Origin of the sequence: Streptomyces sp. NPDC007189 (assembly GCF_040703635.1) — a bacterium.
In the GTDB taxonomy this organism is placed as follows: Bacteria; Actinomycetota; Actinomycetes; order Streptomycetales; family Streptomycetaceae; genus Streptomyces.
This window is the reverse complement of sequence record NZ_JBEYEY010000004.1, coordinates 567700-588783: the sequence shown is the minus strand read 5'-3', so window position 1 is coordinate 588783 and position 21084 is coordinate 567700. Positions and strand designations below refer to the sequence as shown.

The window sequence follows — 21084 nt, the reverse complement described above, 5'->3', positions numbered from 1 at the left end:
TTTGTATACACATCGCGTATAGAAAGGCACGCATGTACGGCAAGGCTTTCGCCCCCGAGTACCAGGGCGCCCTGACCACCCTGTCCGTGAACTCCTCGCTGGTCGATGTGCTGGCGGAGGGCACCGAGAAGCTGCGCGAGGCCGAGAGGTCCGGGCGCCACGCCGAGGTGGCCCGCTGCGGGCTCGCCGTGGCCGAGGCGCACCGGCGGCTCGGCCACGTACGGGACGCCGACCGGGCGTGGAAGGCGAGCTACCGCGCCGCCCGCGCGGCCGGCGACACCGCCGCGATGGCGTGGGCCCTGTGGAGCGGCGGCACCCTCGCCCGGCAGCGCGGCGCCTTCCCGCTGGCCTGGCGGCTGCTGGGACTCGCGGCCGAACTCGGCGAACGCGGCGGGGACGTCGTGGTCCGGGGCTACTCACTGGCCGGTCTCGCGGAGACCGGCCGGATCCAGGGCGACTACGCGGCGGTCGGCCGGCTGCACGAGCAGCTGCTGGCCGAGGCGCGCAGGCGCGGCGAGGCACGGCACACGGTGTGGGCGCTGGAGGGCATCGCCCAGATGCACCGCAACACCGGCGACCACGACCGGGCGTACGCGCTGTTCGAGGAGGCGGCGGAGATAGCCGAGCGGGCCGAGGACCGGCGCGGGCACGCCTGGGCGCTGCGCGGACTCGCCGACATCCTCTCGGTGCGCGACAAGGACACCGAGCGGGCGCTGGAGCTGCTGTCCCGCGCGGAGGCCGACTGCCGGGCGATGAACCTCGCCAGCGCGCTCGCCTACAACCACAAGATGCGCGGCAACGTCCTGTACCGGGCCGGGCGTTACACCGAGGCGCGCCGGATGTACGAGCTGGCGCTGACGGAGTTCCGCGCCATGAGCGAGCCGCGCGGCGAGGCGCTGGCCCGGCTGGGGCTGGCCAAGTCGCTGGCCCAGCTCGGCCGGGACCGCGCCGAGACGGCGGCCGAACTCGCCGACCTGGCACGAACACTGGAGCGCAGCGGACTCAAGCACGCCCGGGAGATGGTGGCCCGGGCCCAGGAGGAGTTCGGTCTCGACACGGAGGCCGCCCGGTGACCGCCGTACAGGCTCCGCCGTCCGCTCCCGAAGTGCTCGCCCGGTGCCGTCGATTGGCGGACCCGGCGCTGCGCGAGGCGGTCGGCAGGCTGCACCCGTGGGTCGCGGAGATGGCCGCGTACTCCTTCGGCTGGTGCGAGGTCGGCGGGGCGCCCGCCGCCGCGCCCGGCGGCAAGGGCGTACGGCAGGCGCTGGCCGTGCTCGGCGCCGAGGCGGCGGGGGCCGACGGGCTGACCGGCGTCCCGGCCGCCGTCGCGGTGGAGCTGGTGCACGCCTTCTCGCTGCTGCACGACGACATCATGGACGGCGACGCGACCCGGCGACGCCGCCCGGCCGTGTGGCAGGCCTACGGCACCGGCCCGGCGGTGCTCGCCGGGGACGCCCTGTTCGCGCTGGCGGTGGAGACCCTGGCGGCGGCGCCGCGGGGCGCCGGCGCCGTACGGCTGCTGTCGGCGGCCCTCGCCGACCTGGTGCGCGGGCAGGCCGACGACCTGCTGTTCGCCACCCGCCCGTGCACCGGCCCGGAGCGAGTGACGCTCGAGGAGTACCGGGCGATGGCCGAGGGCAAGACCGGTGCGCTGCTGGGCTGCGCCGTCGCGCTGGGCGCCCTGCTCGGCGGGGCGGACGAAGCGGCGGTCGGCGCGCTGGACCGGGCCGGGCGGCGGCTCGGCGTCGCCTTCCAGCTGGTCGACGACGTGCTGGGGATCTGGGGCGACCCGGACGTCACCGGCAAGCCGGTGGGCGGCGATCTGCGGGAGGGCAAGAAGACGTATCCGGTGCTGGCCGCGCTCGGCTCCCCGGCGGCCCGCGGGCTGCCCGAGCTGCTCGCTGCGCCGGGCCGGGCGGGCGAGGCCGCCGCGCTGATCGAGGCGGCGGGCGGCCGTACGGCGGCGCTGGCCGAGGCCCGTGCGCACACGGCCGCCGCACGGGCGCTGCTCACACAGGCACCCGCGGCCCCCGCGGCGGCGGGGGATCTGCTGCGGCTGCTGGACTTCCTGGTGGGCCGCATGCTGTAGCTGCGGCACACGGGGCCGTCCCGGCGAGCCCGCCACCCTGATCAAGGCCGAAGCCCGCGCGCACACGACCGCCGGGGCGGCAGGGGAACTGCACCAGCTGCAGGACTTCCTCGCGGGCCGCATGCTGTAGGCGGCGGGCGAAACCGTGTTGACCTCCGCACTCCCCGCGGGTCAGGGTGCCCTCGGGCGCGGACCTCACCCCCGCGCCGGAAGGGTGAAGCACCTTGATCGGCATCAAGGAGATCGAAGCCGCCGCGGAGCGGATCGCCGGACAGGTCGTGCGGACGCCGACCGTGCCGAGTCCGGGTCTGACCGCGCTGCTCGGCGTCCCGGTCACCGCCAAGCTCGAACTGCTCCAGCGCACCGGCTCGTTCAAGGCGCGCGGGGCGACGGCGAAGCTGCTGTCGCTGAGCGAGGCCGAGCGGGCGGCGGGCGTGGTCGCGGTCAGCGGCGGCAACCACGGGATCGCCCTCGCGGTGATGGCCGCGGCCCTCGATGTGAAGGCGACCGTGGTCATGCCCCGCACCGCGCCCGAGCGCTCCATCGCGCTCGCCGGGCAGGCGGGGGCGCAGGTGCGGCTGACCGACGGCATGGACAGCGCCTTCCAGCTGGTGACGCGGCTCAGTGACGAGGGTCTGACCCTGGTCCACCCGTTCGACGACCCGGTGGTGATCGCCGGGCAGGGCACGGTCGGGCTGGAGCTGGCCGAGGACGCGGGCGACGAGCTGACCGACGTCGTCGTCAGCATCGGCGGCGGCGGGCTGATCGCCGGGATCGCGGCGGCCCTCGCCGCCCTGCGGCCCGGCGTGCGCGTGTGGGGTGTGGAGACCGAGGGCGCCGAGGCCATGTCGGCCGCGCTGAAGGCGGGCGGACCGGTGCCGGTGCCCGTGTCGTCCCTGGTCACCACCCTCACCGCGCCCTCGGTGTCCCAGCTGACGTACGACCATGTGTCCGCGCTGGTCGAGGAGGTGCTGGTGGTGCCGGACCGGGACGCGGTGCAGGGCTCGCTGGACCTCGCCGAGCACGCCAAGGTGTGGGCCGAGCCGGCCGCGGGCTGTCTGCTGCCGGCGGCCCGGCGGATCGCGGCACGGGTCGGCGACGGCGCCCGGATCGGGCTCGTGGTGTGCGGCGGCAACACGACACCGCGCGAACTGACCGGCTGGGCCGAGCGGTTCGGTCTGCTGTGAGCGGGGGCCGCATCCGGCGACTTACCCTCGGTTACCCGCAGGTCGAACCACCGCCGGGTGCGGCCATCGCAAAGTCGCAAGCCCTTTCGGAGAAGTGAATGAAAGGCAGGAACGGCACCGGGTCACGGATTCTTTGAACGCACCCCCGCACGCGCCGCGTACCTCTGTCAGGACACGAAACAGGGGTTTCAGCGAGGGATGACCATGACCAAGTCGCACGTCTCCGCACACGAACTGGTCGCCGGGCGGTACCGGCTCCTCGAGGTCTTCGCCCGCGAGACGAACCGCCTGTGGTGGTACGCCGAGGACGTGGCGGCGGAGCAGCCCCGCCTGGTGGCGCAGACCGCCCTGCCGGAGCCCGCCGACGACGACTCCGCCCGCCGGATCACGGCCCGTGTCGTGCGGACCTCGGAGACGATGCGGCTGCTGTGCCCGGGGCAGATCGCCCAGGTCGTCGACGCCGTGGTGGAGGCGGGCGTCCTGTGGACGGTCACCGAGTGGATCGACGGCACGCCGCTCGGCGAACTCCTGGACCGGGAGGGCGCGTTCAACGCGCTGCGGGCGGCCCGGATCGGCCTGGAGCTGCTGGACGTGCTGCACGCCGCGCACGAGGACGGCATCACCCACGGCGAGCTGAGCCCCGGCCAGGTCTTCGTCCGCAACAGCGGCCCGGTCGTCGTCACCGGGTTCGGGCTGGCCGGCGCGACCCTGGTGCCGCGGCTCACGGCGCCGTCGTACGCCTCGCCGGAACAGGCCCGTGACGAGCGGATCGGGCCGGCCGCCGACCTGTGGGCGCTGGGTGCGCTGCTGTACACGATGGTGGAGGGCCGGCCGCCGTTCCGGGACCGCGGCCGGCCCGACGCCACCCTGAAGGCCGTGGACCGGCTGCCGCTGCGCACCCCGCTGCGCGCGGGCCCGCTCACCCAGGCGGTGCAGGGGCTGCTGAGGAAGAACTCGCGGGAGCGGCTGACCCGGCCGGTGGTCCGGGAGGCGCTGATCCGGACTTTGGACGAGGACGCCGACGCCGACCGCCGGCCGGCTCCCGTGCCCCGGCTGCGCGCCGCGTACGCGGGCGTGCGCCTCGCCGCGCGGCAGCGGGGCAGAACGGCCCTGGCCGTCGGGACCGCGCTGGCCGTGTTCACCGTCGCCGCCGCCGTCCTGGCCGCCACCCACGGGCATACGGGTCCCGGCACCGCCCAGGCACCGGCCCGCCCCAGCGTCTCTGCCCCGCCGGCCGACGCCGGCACCGGCACCGGCACCGGCACGCCGTCCCCCACGGCGAGCGCGTCGTCCGCGCTGCCGGCCGGCTACCGCCGCTACACCGCCCCGGAGGGCTTCTCCGTGGCCCTGCCGGACGCCTGGAAGCGGCTGACCACCACGCGCGTCACCGGCGCCTACCGCGTCGTCTTCGGCCGGGACGGCGCCTCCCCCACCCTGGCGGTCACCCACAGCGAGCACGTCGGCCCGGATCCCGTGGCCATCTGGCGGGACGACGTGGAACCGGGGCTGCGGCGGCTTCCCGGCTACGACCGCGTCGGCGATGTGCGCGCCCTCACCTACCAGGGCCACCGGGCCGCCGACCTGGAGTGGCTCGCGGGGTCCGGGGCCGCACGGGTGCACACCTTCGGGCGCGGCTTCCTCACCGGCGGCGACGGCTTCTCCCTGCGCTTCACCACCCCGGCCACGGCCTGGGACGACGCCGCCAACCGGCTGGCGCTGACGACGTTCCTGCGCACGTTCCGGGCGCCGGGGGACTGACCGGCGCCCGCGGCTCGTTTTCACACCGCCGACGCGGGGACTCGCCCCTTATGGTGCAAATCGGATACACGATGATGACCGAGCAGGCAGGCCCCCGGGAGCTCGTCGACCATGTCGTCCGGGCCGAGGAGGCCGGGTTCGACTTCTCGGTGATCTCCGACCACTACTTCCCGTGGCTGCGCTCGCAGGGCCACTCCTCCTACGCGTGGAGCGTGCTGGGCGCCGCCGCCCAGGCGACCTCGCGGATTCCGCTGATGACGTACGTCACCTGCCCGATCCTGCGCTACCACCCGGCGATCGTGGCGCAGAAGGCGGCCACCGTGCAGCTGCTGTCGCAGGGCAGGTTCCGGCTCGGGCTGGGCGCCGGCGAGAACCTGAACGAGCATGTGGTGGGCGGCGGCTGGCCCCCGGTCGACGTGCGCCACGAGATGCTCGAGGAGGCCGTGGGGATCATCCGCGCGCTGTTCGAGGGCGGCCATGTAACCCACCACGGGCAGCACTTCGACGTGGAGTCGGCCCGGCTGTGGGACCTGCCGGAGCAGCCGCCGCCGATCGGGATCGCCGTCTCCGGCGAGCAGTCCTGCAAGCTCGCCGGGCACCTCGCCGACCTGGTGATCGCGACCGAGCCGAAGCAGGGGCTGCTGGAGGCGTTCGACCGGCACGGCGGCAGCGGCAAGCCCCGCGTCGGCCAGCTGCCGGTGTGCTACGACCCCGACCGGGACACGGCGGTCAAACGGGCCCACTCCCAGTTCCGCTGGTTCGGGCTCGGCTGGAAGGTGAACGCCGAACTCCCGCACCCCGACGCCTTCGAGGCCGCGACGCAGTTCGTGGACGAGGACGACGTGGCCGCCTCCATCCCGTGCGGCGACGACCCGGACGCCTTCGTGGAGGCCGTACGGCCCTACGCCGAGGCGGGGTTCGGGGAGGTCGCGCTGGTGCAGATCGGCGGCGACGCGCAGCCGGAGTTCCTGGACTGGTCCGCGAAGACCCTGCTGCCCGCGCTCCGGGAGGCCTTCGGCTGACTCCGGGGACGCGGCGGGCCGGGACCGGCGGCCGGCCCGCCGGGGAGACACGGAGTCGTCGGCGTCCGCGCACAACCGCCGGGAATCGGCCACAGAGGTGAACATCCCCGGCGCCACGGGGTACTAGGAGGCCCTGAGCCGATCGAGGCCCGGAGGCCCGCCCGTGAACACGTTCGTGCACAAGACGCTGGTGGTACAGCTCCGCGCGGAAGGCACCGGCCGGTGTCCCGTGCTGGCCCATCTCAGTTACGACGCCGACGACCCGTTCGCCGTCACCGCCGCCTTCGGCCACGACGGCCGGGTGCTGGCGTGCTGGCGGCTGGACCGGGAGATGCTCTGCGCCGGCCTGGAGCGGCCCGTCGGAGTCGGGGACGTACGGCTGCGGCCGGTCGTGACGGGCGCGTTGCGGGAGCTGCGCATGGAGTTCCTCGGGGACGTACGGCCGGACGGCGGGCGGCACCACGCGGTGGTGTTCGCCTGGGCGCCCGCGGTCGCCGCGTTCCTGCGGGAGACCCACCGCATCGTCCCGCCGGGCCGGGAACGGGTCCCGGTGGACGCGCTGTTGGCCGAGATCCTCTCGACGGGCTGAGCGGCCGGGAAGCCGGTGTTCACGGCCCTTACGGGCAGCCGGTGTTCACGGCCGGTCCGGGCGCCCGTCCTGGGCGGAGTCGGCGCTCGCGGGCCGGTCCGCGGAGTGGGGCGCGTACCTGTGGCGGGCCCACAGGGGCAGGCCGAACCAGCACAGCAGGTACCAGGCGACGACGGCCGTCACCAGCCACGGCACATACGGGTTGTGCGTGGCCACCCGCAGGATCAGCAGCTGCGCGAACGTCATCGTGCCGAACAGCAGCACCAGGCCGACGAGGGTCATCCGGGACGCCAGCCGGACCGCCTGCGGCTTGACCATGCGGCCGGAGATCAGGCGGTGCAGGGAGACGGGGCCGATGAGGGCGCCGGTCGAGCAGGCGCCCAGGATGACGGTCACGATGTAGATGACCTGGTTGGTGTGGGAGAGCGTCGCGTACTTCGGATAGAAGACGACGGTCAGCAGGAAACCGAACAGGATCTGCACGCCCGTCTGGGCGACGCGGACCTCCTGGATGAGTTCGCCCCACATCCGGTCGGCCCGCTCTTCCTCGGTCTCGTGCCGTCCTCTGCGCCGTCCGTCCTGCGTCATGCGGTCTCGGGTAACCGCACGGCCGTTCCTTCAAACGATCGGTGCCGCCTCGACTACCAGCGGTGTTCGACCTGGTCCTTGATCCGGCGCTCGTACAGCTCGCGGATCGCGGTGAAGGTCTCCTGCGGCAGCGGCGGCAGCTTGGCGGCGGCCGCGTTCGCGCGGGCCTGCTCAGGGTTGCGGGCACCGGGGATCACCGTGGTCACACCGTCCTGCTCGATGATCCAGCGCAACGCCAGCTGGGCCGGGGTGTAGCCCTCGGGCGCGAGCGCGGCGAACTCGGCGGCGGCCTCGACACCCGTCTCGTAGTCGACGCCGGAGAAGGTCTCGCCCTGGTCGAAGGCCTCGCCGTGCCGGTTGAAGGTGCGGTGGTCGTTGGCGGCGAACACCGTGTCCTTGGTGTACTTGCCGGACAGCAGCCCGGAGGCGAGCGGCACGCGCGCGATGATGCCGACGCCGGCCTCGCGCGCGGCGGGCAGCACCTCGTACAGGGGCTTCATGCGGAACGGGTTGAGGATGATCTGCACGCTCGCCACGTGCGGCCGGGCGATCGCGGTCAGCGCCTCGGCGCAGGTCTCCACGCTCACCCCGTACGCCGCGATCCGCTCCTCCTCCACCAGGGTGTCCAGGGCGTCGAACGCCGCGTCGGAGGAGTAGACGGGTGTGGGCGGGCAGTGCAGCTGGACCAGGTCGATGCGGTCGACGCCGAGGTTGCGGCGCGAGCGGTCGTTCCAGGCGCGGAAGTTGTCCAGGACGTAGTTCTCGGGGATCTGCTCCACCCGGCGGCCCATCTTGGTCGCCACCAGCACGTGCAGGTCGGGGCGGGTGCGCAGGAAGGTGGCGATGGTCGCCTCGCTGCGCCCGTCGCCGTAGACGTCGGCGGTGTCGAAGAAGGTGACGCCCGACTCGGCCGCCGCCTCCAGGACGGCCTCCGCCTCCTTGGCGTCCACGTCGCCCCAGTCGGCGCCCAGCTGCCATGTGCCGAGGCCGATCACCGATGCCCACTGCCCCGACCTGCCGATTACGCGTTCGTCCATGGCGCCAGTGTGTCATCCGGCACCGGACCACACGGAACGGACCGCTCCGGAGTCGGCGGCCGGGTGCCGTTCACCCGCCCGGGTGCACGGGGCCCCGCACTCGGACTCCGGGCGTCAACTGGGCCTGCACCAGCGGCCCGTAGCGGTCGGCGAGGGTGTCGGGGTCGGTCCCGCGCAGATGCGGGCCGCGTGCGATGCCGTACATGACGCCGAGGCCGACGAGCGCGGCGACGGCGAGTTCGGCGCGCAGGCCGGGATCGGGGCCGGTGAGGCGGGCGGCGAGGCGTTCGGTCACCTGGGCGCCGAAGTTGGTGCGCAGGATGTCGCCGTGGTCGCCGTGCAGCGGGGCGAAGGCGATGCGCAGCAGCGGGTCGGCGCCGCGCTCGCGCTGGCCGGCGAGGACGTGCCGGACCATGTGCCGGCCGAGGCCGGACAGCGGCGCGTCCAGCAGGGCGTCGGCGTCGGTGTCGAAAGACATCACGCGGGTGAACAGGGCGTCCTTGTTGCCGAAGTACTTCACGATCAGCGGCGGGCTGACACCGGCGCGTTCGGCGACCGCCTTGAGCGTGATGTCGGCGTGCGCGTGCCGGGCGAGCAGGTGGCGGGCCGCTTTCAGGATGGCCGCCTTGGTGGCCTCGGCGTCGCGGCGGGCGGACATCCTCGGTGCGGGTGGGGTGCTCACCCCCTCATGCTCCCTCCGTCGCCCGCGGGAGCGCTCAGCCGAGGTTCTTCTCCAGGGCCGCCAGGTAGCTGTGCATCAGGTGGTCGCGGATGCCGTCGGAGGCGGGGGCGAAGGCGTCGGCGGTCAGTCCCCTGGCCCGGTCGGTGAGGGCCGAGAACATCGGCATGCTCTCGTGCAGCCTGCCGCCTGAGTCGATGTAGCGCAGCGCGCGGACGTGGGTGAAGACGGGCTCGGGCGGCAGCTGGGCAACGATGTCGCCGTTGTTGACGAAGCGGTACATCCGGCCGCCGTACCCCTGGTGGAACGCCTCGGCGAGGAGCCGGTCGCAGGCGCGCGGCTGGCCGTAGGTGTAGACGCCGTCGGCGGCCTGGTACGGGTCCTCCAGGTACATCCGGGCGCCGGCCAGCATCGCGAGGGCGCCGCCCAGGCCGTGCCCGGTGAAGTAGACGGCCTGGCCGTGCGTGCGCAGGTCGGCGACGGCCCGCTGGACGTCCGGGTAGACCGCCTCCAGGGCCTCGGCGAAGCCCTGGTGGACGTATCCGTTGCCGCCGGGGCCGGGCTTGAGTGAGGTGCCGGAGTCGGTGAGCCAGTCCTTGATCCGGGTGGGTTCGGTGCCGCCGAAGGCGGTGACGATCATCCGGTCGCTCGCCAGGGTGCAGCCCTGGACCTCCTGCAGCGGGAAGGGCGGGGTGAACCGGCTCTCGTGGTGGCGCACCCGGTCGAAGCCCCACCGCGCGGCCTGGTCCTCGACGGCGGCGCGGTCCTTGTGGGCGAGGTCGGCCGCGCGGGCCAGCCAGTAGGCGCGGCGCAGGCTGTATCCGGACGAGGTCTGGTCGAACGAGTCGGGCACGGCCATGGGCGGTTCTCCTCGGTGCGGTGGGGGCCGGCGGTCAGTGGCGGTGGGCCGACGACCGGGCGTGCAGGGTGCTCGCCATCCTGGGGCCGAGCCAGCGCTTGAGCCTGCGCAGCGTCTCGAGCCGGCCGGCCGCCTTGTCGAGGCCGTAGTACAGCTGCGGCGGGACGTACGGCAGCAGCGGCGAGTGGCGCTGGCCGAGCAGGGCGAACATGCGGTGCGGGGGCAGGTGGATGTAGCGGGGCAGGTTCTCGTACCACTGGGCGCTGTGGCGGGCCGCGCTCTGCACGGGCAGCAGTTCGGCCTGGCGCCGGCGCTCGTAGGCGGTCAGCGCCTCGGGCAGGGCGGCGTGCTCGTGCAGGGCGCGGGCGAGGCACATGGCGTCCTCCAGGGCGAGGGTGGTGCCCGCGCCGACGGAGTAGTGGGTGGTGTGGGCCGCGTCGCCGAGCAGGACCAGGTTGCCGTGGTGCCAGGTGCGGTTGGTGAGGGTGCGGAAGGTCTGCCAGCCGGCGCCGGGGCGGCCGATGAGCGGGTGACCGTCGAGGACGTCGGCGAAGAGCTTCTCCAGCAGGGCGAGGCCGTCCGCCTGGCTCGCCCGGTCCAGGCCGAGGCCGGTGTAGGTCTCCGGTGCGCACTCGACGACGCAGGTGCTGTGGTCGCCGCTGTAGCCGTAGGCGTACACCCAGATCCAGCCGTGCTCGGTCTCCGTGAAGGCGAAGGTGAACGCGTCGAAGATCTTGGTGGTGCCGAGCCAGACGTAGGGGTTGCGGCCGGGGACGATCCGGGTGCCGAAGGCCGCGGCGTGCCGGGTGCGCAGGGCGCTGCGCACCCCGTCCGCCGCGACGACGAGGTCGGCGCCGGCCGGCGGTTCGGTGATCTCGCTGTCGAACTCCAGCCGTACGCCGAGCCGGCGGGCCCGGTCGGCGAGCAGGTCGAGCAGCCGGTGGCGGCCGATGCCGAAGCCCTCGTCACCGCGGTGACGGGTCGTCAGGCCGTCGACGTGGGCGACCCCGTCGCTCCAGCGGACGGACGCGTCCTCGATCGCCCGCGCGGAGGCGGCGTCGTGCGCCTGGAGCTTGTCGAGGAAGGAGCGCCAGTACGTCACGCCCCAGCCGTAGGTCGAGCCCTCGGGGTCCCGCTCGTGGACGGTGATGTCATGGGCGGGGTTCTGCCGCTTGAGCAGGATGGCGAGGTACAGACCCGCGGGCCCGCCCCCGACGCAGACGATCTTCACACGCACACCCCTGGCAGTCACTCGACGTGATCGAACGGCACCGGAGGGTAGCAGGACGGCCGGGCCGTGTGATCGCGTCAGTTTGGCGTGGTGAGCCGGGCCACTCGGACGGACGGCGCGCGGGAAGGATCACCGGAAACGGGTCGGGCGCGGCAAGGAATTCCCCGTTCCGGGGCGGGCCGCCCTCCTGCAGCGGCAAGATCATCTTGATTCAACTCTGCACGACATGTGGCCACTTGTCCGGATCGCAGCCCACCGGTTCCGGGTGATTTCCTCCCGCCCCGAAGGCCCCGATAGGCATACGGCGTCACCACGGCAATCACCCTTCAGGAGGACCCGTATGCCCGACATCACCCGGCGCCGCGCGCTCACCGCGACGGCCGCCCTGGCCGCGACCGCCGGCGTCACCGTCCTCGCGGCCCCCGCCGCCCGGGCCGGCGGCCACGACCACCCCATGCCGATGCCGCAGGCCTTCGACGAGGTCTACCGGGGCCGCCGGATACAGGGCCGTCCGACGAGCGGCGGGGACCACCACCACGAACACGGCGGTGGGTACGAGGTTTTGGTCGACGGCGTCCGGCTGCATGTGATGCGCAACGCCGACGGCACCTGGATCAGCGTCGTCAGCCACTACGACCCGGTGCCCACCCCGCGCGCCGCCGCCCGGGCCGCGGTGGACGACCTGCGAGGTGCCCCGCTGCTGCCCTTCCCCGCCAACTGACCGCCGCCGCAAGGACCTCCGGAGCACCGCGCACCATGACCGTACGCAAGAACCAGGCCGCCCTGACCGCCGAGGAGAAGCGCCGTTTCGTCGCCGCCGTCCTCGAGCTCAAGCACAGCGGGCGCTACGACGACTTCGTCCGCACGCACAACGCCTTCATCATGGCGGACACCGACACCGGCGAGCGGACCGGCCACCGCTCGCCGTCCTTCCTGCCCTGGCACCGCAGATTCCTGCTCGACTTCGAGCGGGCGCTGCAGTCGGTGGATGCCTCGGTCGCGCTGCCGTACTGGGACTGGAGCACCGACCGCACGGTACGGGCCGCGCTGTGGGCGCCGGACTTCCTCGGCGGCACCGGGCGCAGCGCCGACGGCCGGGTGACGGACGGCCCGTTCGCCGCCGCGACCGGCGACTGGCCGATCACCGTACGCGTCGACGGCCGTACCTTCCTGCGCCGCTCGCTCGGCACGGCCGTACGCGACCTGCCGACGCCCGCCGAGGTGGAGTCGGTGCTGTCCATATCGGCGTACGACAGGCCGCCGTACAACAGCGCCTCGGACGGCTTCCGCAATCATCTGGAAGGGTGGCGCGGGGTCAATCTGCACAACCGGGTCCACGTCTGGGTCGGCGGGCACATGGCCACCGGGGTCTCCCCCAACGACCCGGTGTTCTGGCTGCACCACGCCTACGTCGACAAGCTGTGGGCCCAGTGGCAGCGGCGGCACCCGGACGCGGGGTACGCGCCCACGGGCGGCACGCCCGACGTCGTCGACCTCGACGAGACGATGAAGCCGTGGAACGACGTGCGCCCGGCGGATCTGCTGGACCACACGGCGTTCTACACGTTCGACACCTGAGGACGGCGGATCAGGCCTCGGCGGTACGGCACTCCGGGTGGCCCCAGCCCTGCGCGTTCTTGGCGATGGACTCGCCGGCCGCGTAGGAGCGGCCGCACAGGCAGCGGCCGGGGAACTTGGCCTTGATGGTGCGGGCGGACGCCGCGCCGCCGGTGCGGCGGGGCGCCTTCCCGCGCGGGGCGGACGCCTTCGGGGTGTCGGGCGAGGGCGGCGGCTGAGGGGAGCCCAGCGCGCTGCCCGCCGCCTCCTGGACGGTGGCGGCCTGGCTGGCGGCGCGGTCGGCGAAGTCGTTGAGCGGGTCGCCGTCGACCTGGTGGGCCGGGACGTAGCGGAACTCGACCTCACGGCCGTCGAGCAGCGCGTCGATGCGGACGACCAGGTCCTGGTTGGCGACCGGCTTGCCGGCGGACGTCTTCCAGCCGTTGCGCTTCCAGCCGGGCAGCCAGGTGGTGACGGCCTTCATCGCGTACTGGGAGTCCATCCGGATCTCCAGCGGCACGTCCGGCTCGACGGCCGTGAGCAGCCGCTCCAGGGCGGTGAGCTCCGCGACGTTGTTGGTGGCCCGGCCGAGCGGACCGGCCTCCCAGCGGGCGGGGGTCCGCTCGTCGCCGTCCGAGACCACCCATGCCCATCCGGCCGGTCCCGGGTTTCCCTTCGAAGCCCCGTCGCACGCGGCCACCACACGTTCACGCATACGCCCGATCATGCCACGGCCAGGGCGGGCGCCGTCCCGTGCCGGTCAGACCTCCTCGACCCTGGGCATCTCGCCCTCCGTGGTCGTGATGTCGATCACGGAGAAGTTCGCTCCCTGCGGGTCGCTGAGCGCCGCGAACCGGCCGAAGGGGCTGCTCATCGGCCCGAAGCGCAGGACGCCCCCGAGCTTGGTCGCGCGGGCCACGGCCTCGTCGCAGTCGTCGACGGTGAAGTAGACGTTGATGTACGAGGGCACCTCGGGCGGGAAGTCGTCGGTCATCCGCATCCGGCCGAGCACGGTGTCCTCCCCGATGTCGAACATCCGGAAGTCCACCGCGTCGTCCACGATGTCCTTCATCCGGTACGGGAAGACGGCGGAGAAGAAGGCGTCGGCCTTCTCGGGCTCGCGGGTGAAGACCTCCGCCCAGCAGTAGGCGCCCGGGGTCGCCCTCGCCTCGAAGCCCTCGTGGACGCCCGCCTGCCAGACGCCGAAGACGGCCCCGCTGGGCTCACGGGCCAGGCACATCGTGCCGAAGTCGCCGACCTGCATCGGCTCCATCAGCATCTCGCCGCCGTTCTCCCGGATCTTCTCCGCGGTGGCCGCGGCGTCCGGCGAGGCGAAGTACAGGCACCACTGCGACTGGCCCTCCTGGCCGGGCATGGGCGGGACGACGGCGGCCACTGCCTTGCCCTGCGCGTAGGCCTGCGTGTAGTGGCCGTACTCCGACGACGACTCGCCGAAGGTCCAGCCGAGGACGTCGCCGTAGAACCGCTTGGCTCCCTCGACGTCGCCGAACATCGCATCGGCCCAACAGGGCGTTCCCTCGGGTTGCACGGCCATGCTGCCGCCCTCCTGGTGTGTGTCCCGTACGGATGGTTCCCCGCCCTTTCAAGGCCCCCGTCCCGAAGCTCACGCTAGCCATCCCGCCGCCGGCCCGCGCGCCGAACCGGGCGCCCGCCGGACACTGGGAGGGGAGGCGACGGCGCGATGAGGACGGGCGCGATGCGGGCGTGGTCGGTGGTGCGGCCGGGACCGGTCGAGGAGCGGCCCCTGCGGCTGCTGGAGCGGCCGGTGCCGGCGCCCGGCGCGGACGAGCTGCTGGTGCGGGTGCGGGCCTGCGGGGTGTGCCGGACCGATCTGCATGTCGCCGAGGGCGATCTGCCGGTGCACCGGGCCGGGGTCACCCCCGGCCACGAGGCGGTCGGCGAGGTCGTGGGCGCCGGGGCCGCGGTGCGGGGCTACGCGGCGGGCGACCGGGTGGGCGTGGCCTGGCTGCGGCGCACCTGCGGGGTGTGCGTGTACTGCGCGCGGGGCGCCGAGAACCTGTGCCCCCGCTCGGAGTACACCGGCTGGGACGCCGACGGCGGGTACGCCGAGTACACCACCGTGCCGGCCGCCTTCGCCCACCGCCTGCCGGCCGCCCTGGACGACGTGGCGGCGGCGCCGCTGCTGTGCGCGGGGATCATCGGCCACCGGGCGCTGCGCCGCACGGCGCTGCCCGCCGGCGGCCGGCTCGGGCTGTACGGCTTCGGCGGCAGCGCCCATCTGTGCGCGCAGGTGGCGCTGGCCGAGGGCGCCCGGGTGCATGTGGTCACCCGCAGTGCGGCGGCCCGGCGGCTGGCCCTTCAGCTGGGCGCGGCCTCGGCGCACGACGTGACCGAGCCGCCGCCGGAGCCGCTGGACGGCGCGATCCTGTTCGCCCCGGTCGGCGACCTGGTCCCGGTGGCGCTGCGCGCCCTCGACCGGGGCGGGGTGCTGGCCCTGGCCGGCATCCACCTGACCGACGTGCCGGCGCTGCGCTATGAGACCGAGCTGTTCTACGAGAAGGAGCTGCGCAGCGTCACCTCCAACACCCGGGCGGACGGCCGGGAGTTCCTGGCGCTCGCCGCCCGGCACGGCGTCCGCGCGACCACGCACCCCTATCCGCTGTCGCGCGCCCCGCAGGCGCTCGCCGACCTCAAGGCCGGCCGGTTCGACGGAGCCGCCGTACTGGTCGACGACCTGACCTGAGCCACCGGGGCGCACCACACCGGCGCGCGGGAACGTCCGCGGGCGGCGCAGTACACCGGCGCGACGGCACACGGTTCGCCGGAGATGCCCCGGTCCACGGGTTTACGCCCCCAAGCGGAATGATCCGCCCCCTTCGCGCTGTACCGGGCACCTCACGAGGGCTGTTTGGCTTGGCCCGGGTGCAGGACCACCAGGATCACCACCCCTCGATCCCGCCACCCCTGTTCGCACGCAGCTCCGCTGGAGGGAATGTGACCACTCCGGACACCGCCGCCGGTTCCGCCGTCGACGAGCCCGCTCCCGAGCCCGCGGCCGACGGGCAGCTCACCAGCCTGAGCACCCGGGCGGCGCGCCAGCTCACCACGACCCACAAGTCCGAACCGCAGATGCAGGCCATCACCTCCCGATGGCTGCTGAAGACCCTGCCGTGGGTGGACGTCAAGGGCGGCGCCTACCGGGTCAACCGCCGCCTGACGCTGCGCACGGGGCGCGGCCGGGTGCACTTCGAGCAGAACGGCGCCGACGACATCCGGGTCATCCCGGAGACGCTCCGCGAACTGCCGATCCTGCGCGGCTACCCCGACACCGACGTGCTGCGGGAGGTCGCCGGCCGCTTCCAGCCGCGGGAGGTGCGCGCCGGACAGGTGCTGTTCGAGGCAGGCCAGCCGGTCACCGAGGCCTACCTGGTCGTGCACGGCCGGTTCACCCGCTACACCACCGGCAAGTACGGCGACGAGGAGATCATCGGGGTCGTCACCGACGGCGACCAGATGGGCGACGAGGCGGTGGGCCAGTCCGATCCGCTGTGGCTGACCTCGGTGCGGGCCGAGACCGCGGGCGTGGTCCTCGCGCTGCCCTGGGGCGTGGTGCGGGAGTTCACCGAGCGGGTGCCGTCCCTCGCCGACCACTTTCAGGCGTATGTCGAGCGGCAGCGGCGGCCGATGAACCGCAAGGGCGAGGCGGAGGTGCCGGTGCAGGCCGGCCATGTCGGCGAGCCGACGCTGCCCGGCGGCTACGTGGACTACGAACTCGCCCCGCGCGAGTACGAGTTGTCCCTGACCCAGACCGTGCTGCGGGTGCACACTCGGGTCGCCGACCTCTACAACCACCCGATGGACCAGACCCAGCAGCAGCTGAGGCTCACGGTGGAGGAGATCCGCGAGCGCCAGGAGTGGGAGCTGGTCAACAACCGGGAGTTCGGGCTGCTGCACAACGTCGACTACGGGCAGCGGATCAGCACCTTCACCGGACCGCCGGCGCCGGACGACATGGACGAGCTGCTGTCGATGCGGCGCAAGACCAAGGTGTTCCTCGCCCATCCCAAGGCGATCGCGGCCTTCTTCCGGCAGTGCAACCGGCGCGGCCTGGTGCCCGGCACCGCGAGCGTCGACGGCCACGAGGTGCCGGCGTGGCGCGGGGTGCCGATCTTCCCGTGCAGCAAGATCCCGATCAGCGAGGACCACACCACGAGCATCATCGCGCTGCGCACCGGCGAGGCCGACCAGGGCGTGATCGGCCTCTACCAGACCGGCATCCCCGAGGAGTTCCAGCCGGGGCTCAACGTCCGGTTCATGGGCATCGACTCCGCCGCGATCATCAGTTACCTCGTCACCGCCTACTACTCGCTGGCCATCCTGGTGCCCGACGCGGCCGGCATCCTGGAGAACGTGCAGATCGGGCGGTTCCCCGAATGACGTCCGACAACTCGCCGGGCACGGCCCCCGTGCCGTACACGCTGCCCGGACCGCCCGACATCGCCGCGCGCCTGCGCAGACCCCGGCGCACCGGCGCCGTCCCCGGACTGCACCACCGGCCGGCCGTCCCCGCCGACCCGGTGAAGGCCGCCGAGGTGGACCGCCGGCTGGAGACCTGGGCCCGCGGCCTCGATCTGTTCCCGGAGGCCTGGAAGGGGGACTTCTCCGGCTTCCAGTTCGGCAGGGCCGTCGTCCTGCAGCATCCCGGGGCGCTCGACCTGGACCGGCTGACGGCCGCCGGGAAGCTGCTGCTCGCCGAGAACATCGTCGACTCCTGCTACTGCGAGGAGGACGAGGGCCGGGGCGGTGCGCGCCGCGGCCTCGGCGGCCGGCTGATCATGGCCCAGTCGGCGCTCGACCCCTACCACGGCGTCCCGGAGCTGGAGGAGGAGTGGCGCCGGGGCGTGCGGGCGGACGGGCCGCTGCGGTCGTACCACTTCGCCCTGGAGGACTTCGCCGGCTTCGCCACGCCCAGCCAGACCGACCGGTTCGTGCACGACATCGCGCGGCTGCACCTGGGCTACCTCGCGGAGGCGGCGTGGGCGGAGACGCGGTACATGCCCAGGGTCTGGGAGTACCTGGTGATGCGGCAGTTCAACAACTTCCGGCCCTGTCTGTCCGTCGTGGACGCCGTGGACGGCTACGAGCTGCCCGAGCCGATCTACGCCCGGCCCGAGATCCAGCGGATCACCGCGCTCGCCTGCAACGCCACCACGATCGTCAACGACCTGTACTCCTTCACCAAGGAACTGGCCAGCGACCCCGACCATCTGAACCTGCCGCAGGTCGTCGCCGCCCAGGAGCGGCGCGGGCTGAAGGCCGCCTATCTGAAGTCCGTCGAGATCCACAACCGGATCATGGCGGCCTTCGAGGAGGAGTCGGCCCTGCTGTCGTCGACCTCGCCGCTGGTGGAGCGCTATGCCCGGGGACTCGCCGCCTGGGTCTCCGGCAACCACGAGTGGCACGCCACCAACACCCACCGCTACCACCTGCCCGACTACTGGTGACCCCCGCCTTCCGGAACACCGTCACACGCGCCATGAGGAGCCACCCTTGACCTCCGCCCCCGTCGCCCGGACCACACCCGTCCCGGTCCCGGCCCAGTCCGTCTACCAGAACCGGGTCGCGGACTACTGGAACGCCGAGGAGAACCCGGTCAACCTGGAACTCGGCAAGATCGACGACCTGTACCACCACCACTACGGCATCGGCGCCGCCGACCGGTCGGTGCTCGACGAGCCCGATCCCGGGGCGCGCCGCCACCGCATCACCGCCGAACTGCACCGCCTTGAGCACGCCCAGGCCGAGTTGCTGGCCTCGCATCTCGGGCCGCTCTCCCCCGCCGACCGCGTTTTCGACGCCGGCTGCGGCCGGGGCGGCGGCAGCGTCGTGGCGCATATGCTCTACGGCTGCCACGCCGACGGCGTCACCATCTCCGCCAAACAGGCCGCCTTCGCAGGCGAGCAGGCCCGCGCCCGGGGCATCGACGACAAGGTGCGCTACCACCACCGCAACATGCTCGACACCGGCTTGGAGACCGGCGCGTACGCGGCGTCGTGGAACAACGAGTCCACCATGTACGTCGAACTCGACCTGCTGTTCGCCGAGCACGCCCGGCTGCTGCGCCGCGGCGGACGCTATGTGGTGATCACCGGCTGCTACAACGACACCTACGGTCAGGCCTCGCGGGAGGTGTCGCTGATCAACGCGCACTACATCTGCGACATCCACCCGCGCTCGGAGTACTTCAAGGCGATGGCCCGCAACCGCCTGGTGCCGGTCCATGTCGAGGACCTGACCGAGGCGACCATCCCGTACTGGGAGTTGCGCCGGGAGGCCGAGCACCTGGTCACCGGCATCGAGGCCACGTTCCTGGACGCCTACCGCAACGGCAGCTTCCAGTACCTGCTGATCGCGGCCGACCGGGTCTGAGCACGGGTCCGCGGGAAATCGCGTCGACAGGCAGGGCGCCGAGGCGCTGTCATGGGCCCCGATGACTGCCTCCGACAGATGGACGCCGCCGGCGATGCCCAAGATGCACGCGGACGAGGTCGACCTCGACGCCCCGCTGGTCCGGCGCCTGATCGCCCGCCGGTACCCGCAGTGGGCCCCACTGCCGGTCCGCCGGCTCGCGTCCTCCGGGACCGAGAACGCCATGTTCCGGCTGGGCGCCGACCTGCTGGTACGGCTGCCCCGGCGGCCCGGCGCCGTGCCGGACCTCCGGCTGGAGCAGCGCTGGCTGCCCCGGCTCGGGCCGCTGCTGCCGGTCGCCGTGCCGGAACCGGTGGGCCTCGGCGAGCCGGACGAGGGCTATCCGTGGCCGTGGTCCGTCTACCGCTGGCTTCCGGGGAGCAATCCGGTGGCCGGCGCCCTGCGGGACCCCGAGCGGCTCGCCGAGGACCTCGGGGTGTTCGTGCGCGCGCTGCGCCGCGCCGACCCGCGGGGCGCACCGGCCGGCTATCGGGTCGGCCGCCTGCGCGACCGGGACGAGCCCACCCGGGCCGCCCTCGCCGAACTGGACGGACGCGTCCACACGGGTGCCGTCACAGCGCTGTGGGAGGAGGCGCTGCGCGCCCCCGCGCACACCGGGCCGCCGGTGTGGGCCCACGGGGACCTGTCCCCCGGGAACGTGCTGGTGGACGAGGGCCGGCTGAGCGCGGTCATCGACTTCGGCTGTGCGGGGGCCGGCGACCCGGCGGTGGACCTGATCGTGGCCTGGAACCTGCTGCCCGCCTCCGCCCGGGACGCCTTCCGCAAGGCCGCCGGCGCCGACGACGCGCAGTGGGCGCGGGGGCGGGGCTGGGCGCTGTCGATCGCGCTGATCCAGCTGCCGTACTACTGGGACACCAACCCGGCCCTGGCGGAGAACTCCCGGCATGTGATCGCCGAGATCCTCGCCGAGGCCGGGTGACGGGAGCCGAGCGGCCGGCGGGAAGCGCCGGTGGTGGCCCCTACTCCCCCGCGTACGCCCTGTTCAGCGCCGCGACGTCCAGCTTGCCCATGCTCATCATGGCCTTCATGGTCCGCGACGCCTTCTCCTGGTCCGGGTCGCCGATCAGGTCGATCAGCCGGTCGTAGACGACCTGCCAGGAGAGGCCGTACTTGTCCTTGAGCCAGCCGCACGGGCCGGGCTCGCCGCCGTCCTCGGTGAGCTTGGTCCAGTAGTAGTCGATCTCGTCCTGGTCGGCGCAGAAGATCTGGAACGAGATGGCCTCGCTGAACGTGAACTGGGGGCCGCCGTTGAGCGCGACGAACTTCTGGCCGTTGGCCGTGAACTCCACGGCCATCACGGAACCGGCCGGACCGGGCCCTGCCTCGTTGTAGCGGCCGACGCGGCCGATGCTGGAGTTCTTGAAGACGGAGACGTAGAACTCGGCGGCCTCCTCGGCCTGGCCGTCGAACCAGAGACATGTGGTGAAACCGTCGGCGGTCATGAGTACCTCCTGGGCGAGGGAACGCGGTCATCTGTGTCGACCGGTCCTCGCGGCGAAACTCATCGGTGCGTGCCGGCCTTGCGGGACTTTCGGGGCTCAGGCCGCCAGGCAGAGGCCGTTGTACGGGCGGCGGGGCGCGGCCGCCGGGCGGCGGGGCGCGGCCGTGCGGCGGGTCAGCTCGCCGTGGGCCAGGGACAGCAGGCCGCCGAGGCCCAGGCCGAGGGCCTGCGCGGCGGCCGCGAGCACCTCCGAGGAGGCCTCCTTGCGGCCGCGCTCGATCTCGGACAGATACGGCAGCGAGATCCGCGCCGCGTCGGCCACCTCCTTCAGGGTGCGCCCCTGGGCCCGGCGCTCTCGGCGCAGCACCTCACCGACCAGATCGCGCCACAGCGGCTCCTTGTCCGCCGCGGGCTCGGACTCGGGGGCCGGCGGACGGGCGGGCGCCGGTCGCAGGGGGATCACTCGGGCATCGTCGCTCACCTGGTTGCTCACCCCCGCCAGCCTAGGAACCGAGGGCCGTGGGACAAGGGGCCGGCATTGCGCCCTGAGGGAAACCACCCCGCCGGACGGGCACC

Annotated in this window: 22 protein-coding genes; 13 read left to right on the top strand and 9 right to left on the bottom strand. The window is 73.3% G+C overall.

Features of this window, described 5'->3' with window-relative positions:
* Positions 1 to 32 precede the first annotated feature (32 nt).
* The 6 genes from AB0950_RS11840 (at position 33) to AB0950_RS11815 (ending at position 6645) form a co-directional block, all read left to right on the top strand.
* Positions 33 to 1073 (top strand): tetratricopeptide repeat protein, encoded by a 1041-nt coding sequence (locus AB0950_RS11840; RefSeq protein ID WP_366778414.1) that lies wholly within the window; start codon positions 33 to 35, stop codon positions 1071 to 1073.
* Entirely contained in the window at positions 1070 to 2089 is a 1020-nt protein-coding gene (locus AB0950_RS11835) for a polyprenyl synthetase family protein (protein WP_366778413.1), read from the top strand. Before AB0950_RS11840 ends, AB0950_RS11835 begins: the two co-directional genes overlap by 4 nt.
* Positions 2090 to 2313: 224 nt before the next feature.
* The gene (locus AB0950_RS11830) at positions 2314 to 3276 is read left to right on the top strand and encodes a threonine/serine dehydratase (protein ID WP_366778412.1); all 963 of its coding nucleotides are present in this window, start codon (positions 2314 to 2316) and stop codon (positions 3274 to 3276) included.
* A 198-nt stretch (positions 3277 to 3474) separates the two neighbouring features.
* Positions 3475 to 5034 (top strand): serine/threonine-protein kinase, encoded by a 1560-nt coding sequence (locus AB0950_RS11825; RefSeq protein WP_366778411.1) that lies wholly within the window; start codon positions 3475 to 3477, stop codon positions 5032 to 5034.
* A 50-nt stretch (positions 5035 to 5084) separates the two neighbouring features.
* Positions 5085 to 6056, top strand: coding sequence for an LLM class F420-dependent oxidoreductase (locus AB0950_RS11820; protein ID WP_360145642.1), 972 nt, complete (start codon positions 5085 to 5087; stop codon positions 6054 to 6056).
* A 163-nt stretch (positions 6057 to 6219) separates the two neighbouring features.
* Positions 6220 to 6645, top strand: coding sequence for an SsgA family sporulation/cell division regulator (locus tag AB0950_RS11815; RefSeq protein WP_360145645.1), 426 nt, complete (start codon positions 6220 to 6222; stop codon positions 6643 to 6645).
* 45 nt (positions 6646 to 6690) lie between these two features.
* Here AB0950_RS11815 and AB0950_RS11810 read toward each other — a convergent pair whose 3' ends face one another.
* The 5 genes from AB0950_RS11810 to AB0950_RS11790 form a co-directional block, all read right to left on the bottom strand.
* Positions 6691 to 7233 carry a DUF6328 family protein gene (locus tag AB0950_RS11810; RefSeq protein ID WP_360145648.1) on the bottom strand — a complete coding sequence of 181 codons (543 nt, stop codon included), beginning with the start codon at positions 7231 to 7233 and terminating at the stop codon, positions 6691 to 6693.
* A gap of 53 nt (positions 7234 to 7286) precedes the next feature.
* A complete protein-coding gene (locus tag AB0950_RS11805; RefSeq protein ID WP_366778410.1) occupies positions 7287 to 8270 on the bottom strand; it encodes an aldo/keto reductase in 984 nt (327 codons plus the stop codon).
* A 70-nt stretch (positions 8271 to 8340) separates the two neighbouring features.
* Positions 8341 to 8928, bottom strand: coding sequence for a TetR family transcriptional regulator (locus AB0950_RS11800; RefSeq protein ID WP_366778443.1), 588 nt, complete (start codon positions 8926 to 8928; stop codon positions 8341 to 8343).
* 58 nt (positions 8929 to 8986) lie between these two features.
* Positions 8987 to 9808: a lipase family protein gene (locus tag AB0950_RS11795; RefSeq protein ID WP_366778409.1), complete on the bottom strand. Its 822-nt coding sequence runs from the start codon at positions 9806 to 9808 to the stop codon at positions 8987 to 8989.
* 34 nt (positions 9809 to 9842) lie between these two features.
* Entirely contained in the window at positions 9843 to 11045 is a 1203-nt protein-coding gene (locus tag AB0950_RS11790; protein ID WP_366778408.1) for an FAD-dependent monooxygenase, read from the bottom strand.
* Positions 11046 to 11379: 334 nt separating this feature from the next.
* Between AB0950_RS11790 and AB0950_RS11785 the strand changes: the two genes are divergently transcribed.
* Together AB0950_RS11785 and AB0950_RS11780 are read left to right on the top strand one after the other, a co-directional pair.
* Complete coding sequence (locus AB0950_RS11785) at positions 11380 to 11760, top strand: tyrosinase cofactor (RefSeq protein WP_360573755.1); 381 nt, start codon at positions 11380 to 11382, stop codon at positions 11758 to 11760.
* 35 nt (positions 11761 to 11795) lie between these two features.
* The gene (locus AB0950_RS11780; RefSeq protein WP_366778407.1) at positions 11796 to 12617 is read left to right on the top strand and encodes a tyrosinase family protein; all 822 of its coding nucleotides are present in this window, start codon (positions 11796 to 11798) and stop codon (positions 12615 to 12617) included.
* A 10-nt stretch (positions 12618 to 12627) separates the two neighbouring features.
* Here AB0950_RS11780 and AB0950_RS11775 read toward each other — a convergent pair whose 3' ends face one another.
* The gene (locus AB0950_RS11775) at positions 12628 to 13323 is read right to left on the bottom strand and encodes a ribonuclease H (RefSeq protein ID WP_360145666.1); all 696 of its coding nucleotides are present in this window, start codon (positions 13321 to 13323) and stop codon (positions 12628 to 12630) included.
* 33 nt (positions 13324 to 13356) lie between these two features.
* Positions 13357 to 14151, bottom strand: a complete 795-nt coding sequence (locus tag AB0950_RS11770) for a VOC family protein (protein WP_366778406.1) — start codon at positions 14149 to 14151, stop codon at positions 13357 to 13359.
* Between the two features lie 162 nt (positions 14152 to 14313).
* Between AB0950_RS11770 and AB0950_RS11765 the strand changes: the two genes are divergently transcribed.
* From AB0950_RS11765 to AB0950_RS11745, 5 genes are all read left to right on the top strand, one after another.
* Positions 14314 to 15321, top strand: a complete 1008-nt coding sequence (locus AB0950_RS11765) for a zinc-binding alcohol dehydrogenase family protein (RefSeq protein ID WP_360147127.1) — start codon at positions 14314 to 14316, stop codon at positions 15319 to 15321.
* A gap of 251 nt (positions 15322 to 15572) precedes the next feature.
* On the top strand, positions 15573 to 17015 hold the full coding sequence (locus tag AB0950_RS11760; RefSeq protein ID WP_366778405.1) for a family 2B encapsulin nanocompartment shell protein: 1443 nt from the start codon (positions 15573 to 15575) through the stop codon (positions 17013 to 17015).
* On the top strand, positions 17012 to 18082 hold the full coding sequence (locus AB0950_RS11755) for a family 2 encapsulin nanocompartment cargo protein terpene cyclase (protein ID WP_360145675.1): 1071 nt from the start codon (positions 17012 to 17014) through the stop codon (positions 18080 to 18082). Before AB0950_RS11760 ends, AB0950_RS11755 begins: the two co-directional genes overlap by 4 nt.
* 46 nt (positions 18083 to 18128) lie before the next feature.
* Positions 18129 to 19007: a geranyl diphosphate 2-C-methyltransferase gene (locus AB0950_RS11750; protein WP_366778404.1), complete on the top strand. Its 879-nt coding sequence runs from the start codon at positions 18129 to 18131 to the stop codon at positions 19005 to 19007.
* A gap of 103 nt (positions 19008 to 19110) precedes the next feature.
* Positions 19111 to 19986, top strand: a complete 876-nt coding sequence (locus AB0950_RS11745; protein ID WP_366778442.1) for an aminoglycoside phosphotransferase family protein — start codon at positions 19111 to 19113, stop codon at positions 19984 to 19986.
* Positions 19987 to 20026: 40 nt separating this feature from the next.
* Here the strand turns inward: AB0950_RS11745 and AB0950_RS11740 are convergent, their stop codons facing one another.
* Complete coding sequence (locus AB0950_RS11740; RefSeq protein WP_366778403.1) at positions 20027 to 20509, bottom strand: VOC family protein; 483 nt, start codon at positions 20507 to 20509, stop codon at positions 20027 to 20029.
* A gap of 96 nt (positions 20510 to 20605) precedes the next feature.
* Positions 20606 to 21001 carry a helix-turn-helix transcriptional regulator gene (locus AB0950_RS11735; RefSeq protein ID WP_366778402.1) on the bottom strand — a complete coding sequence of 132 codons (396 nt, stop codon included), beginning with the start codon at positions 20999 to 21001 and terminating at the stop codon, positions 20606 to 20608.
* Positions 21002 to 21084 lie beyond the last annotated feature (83 nt).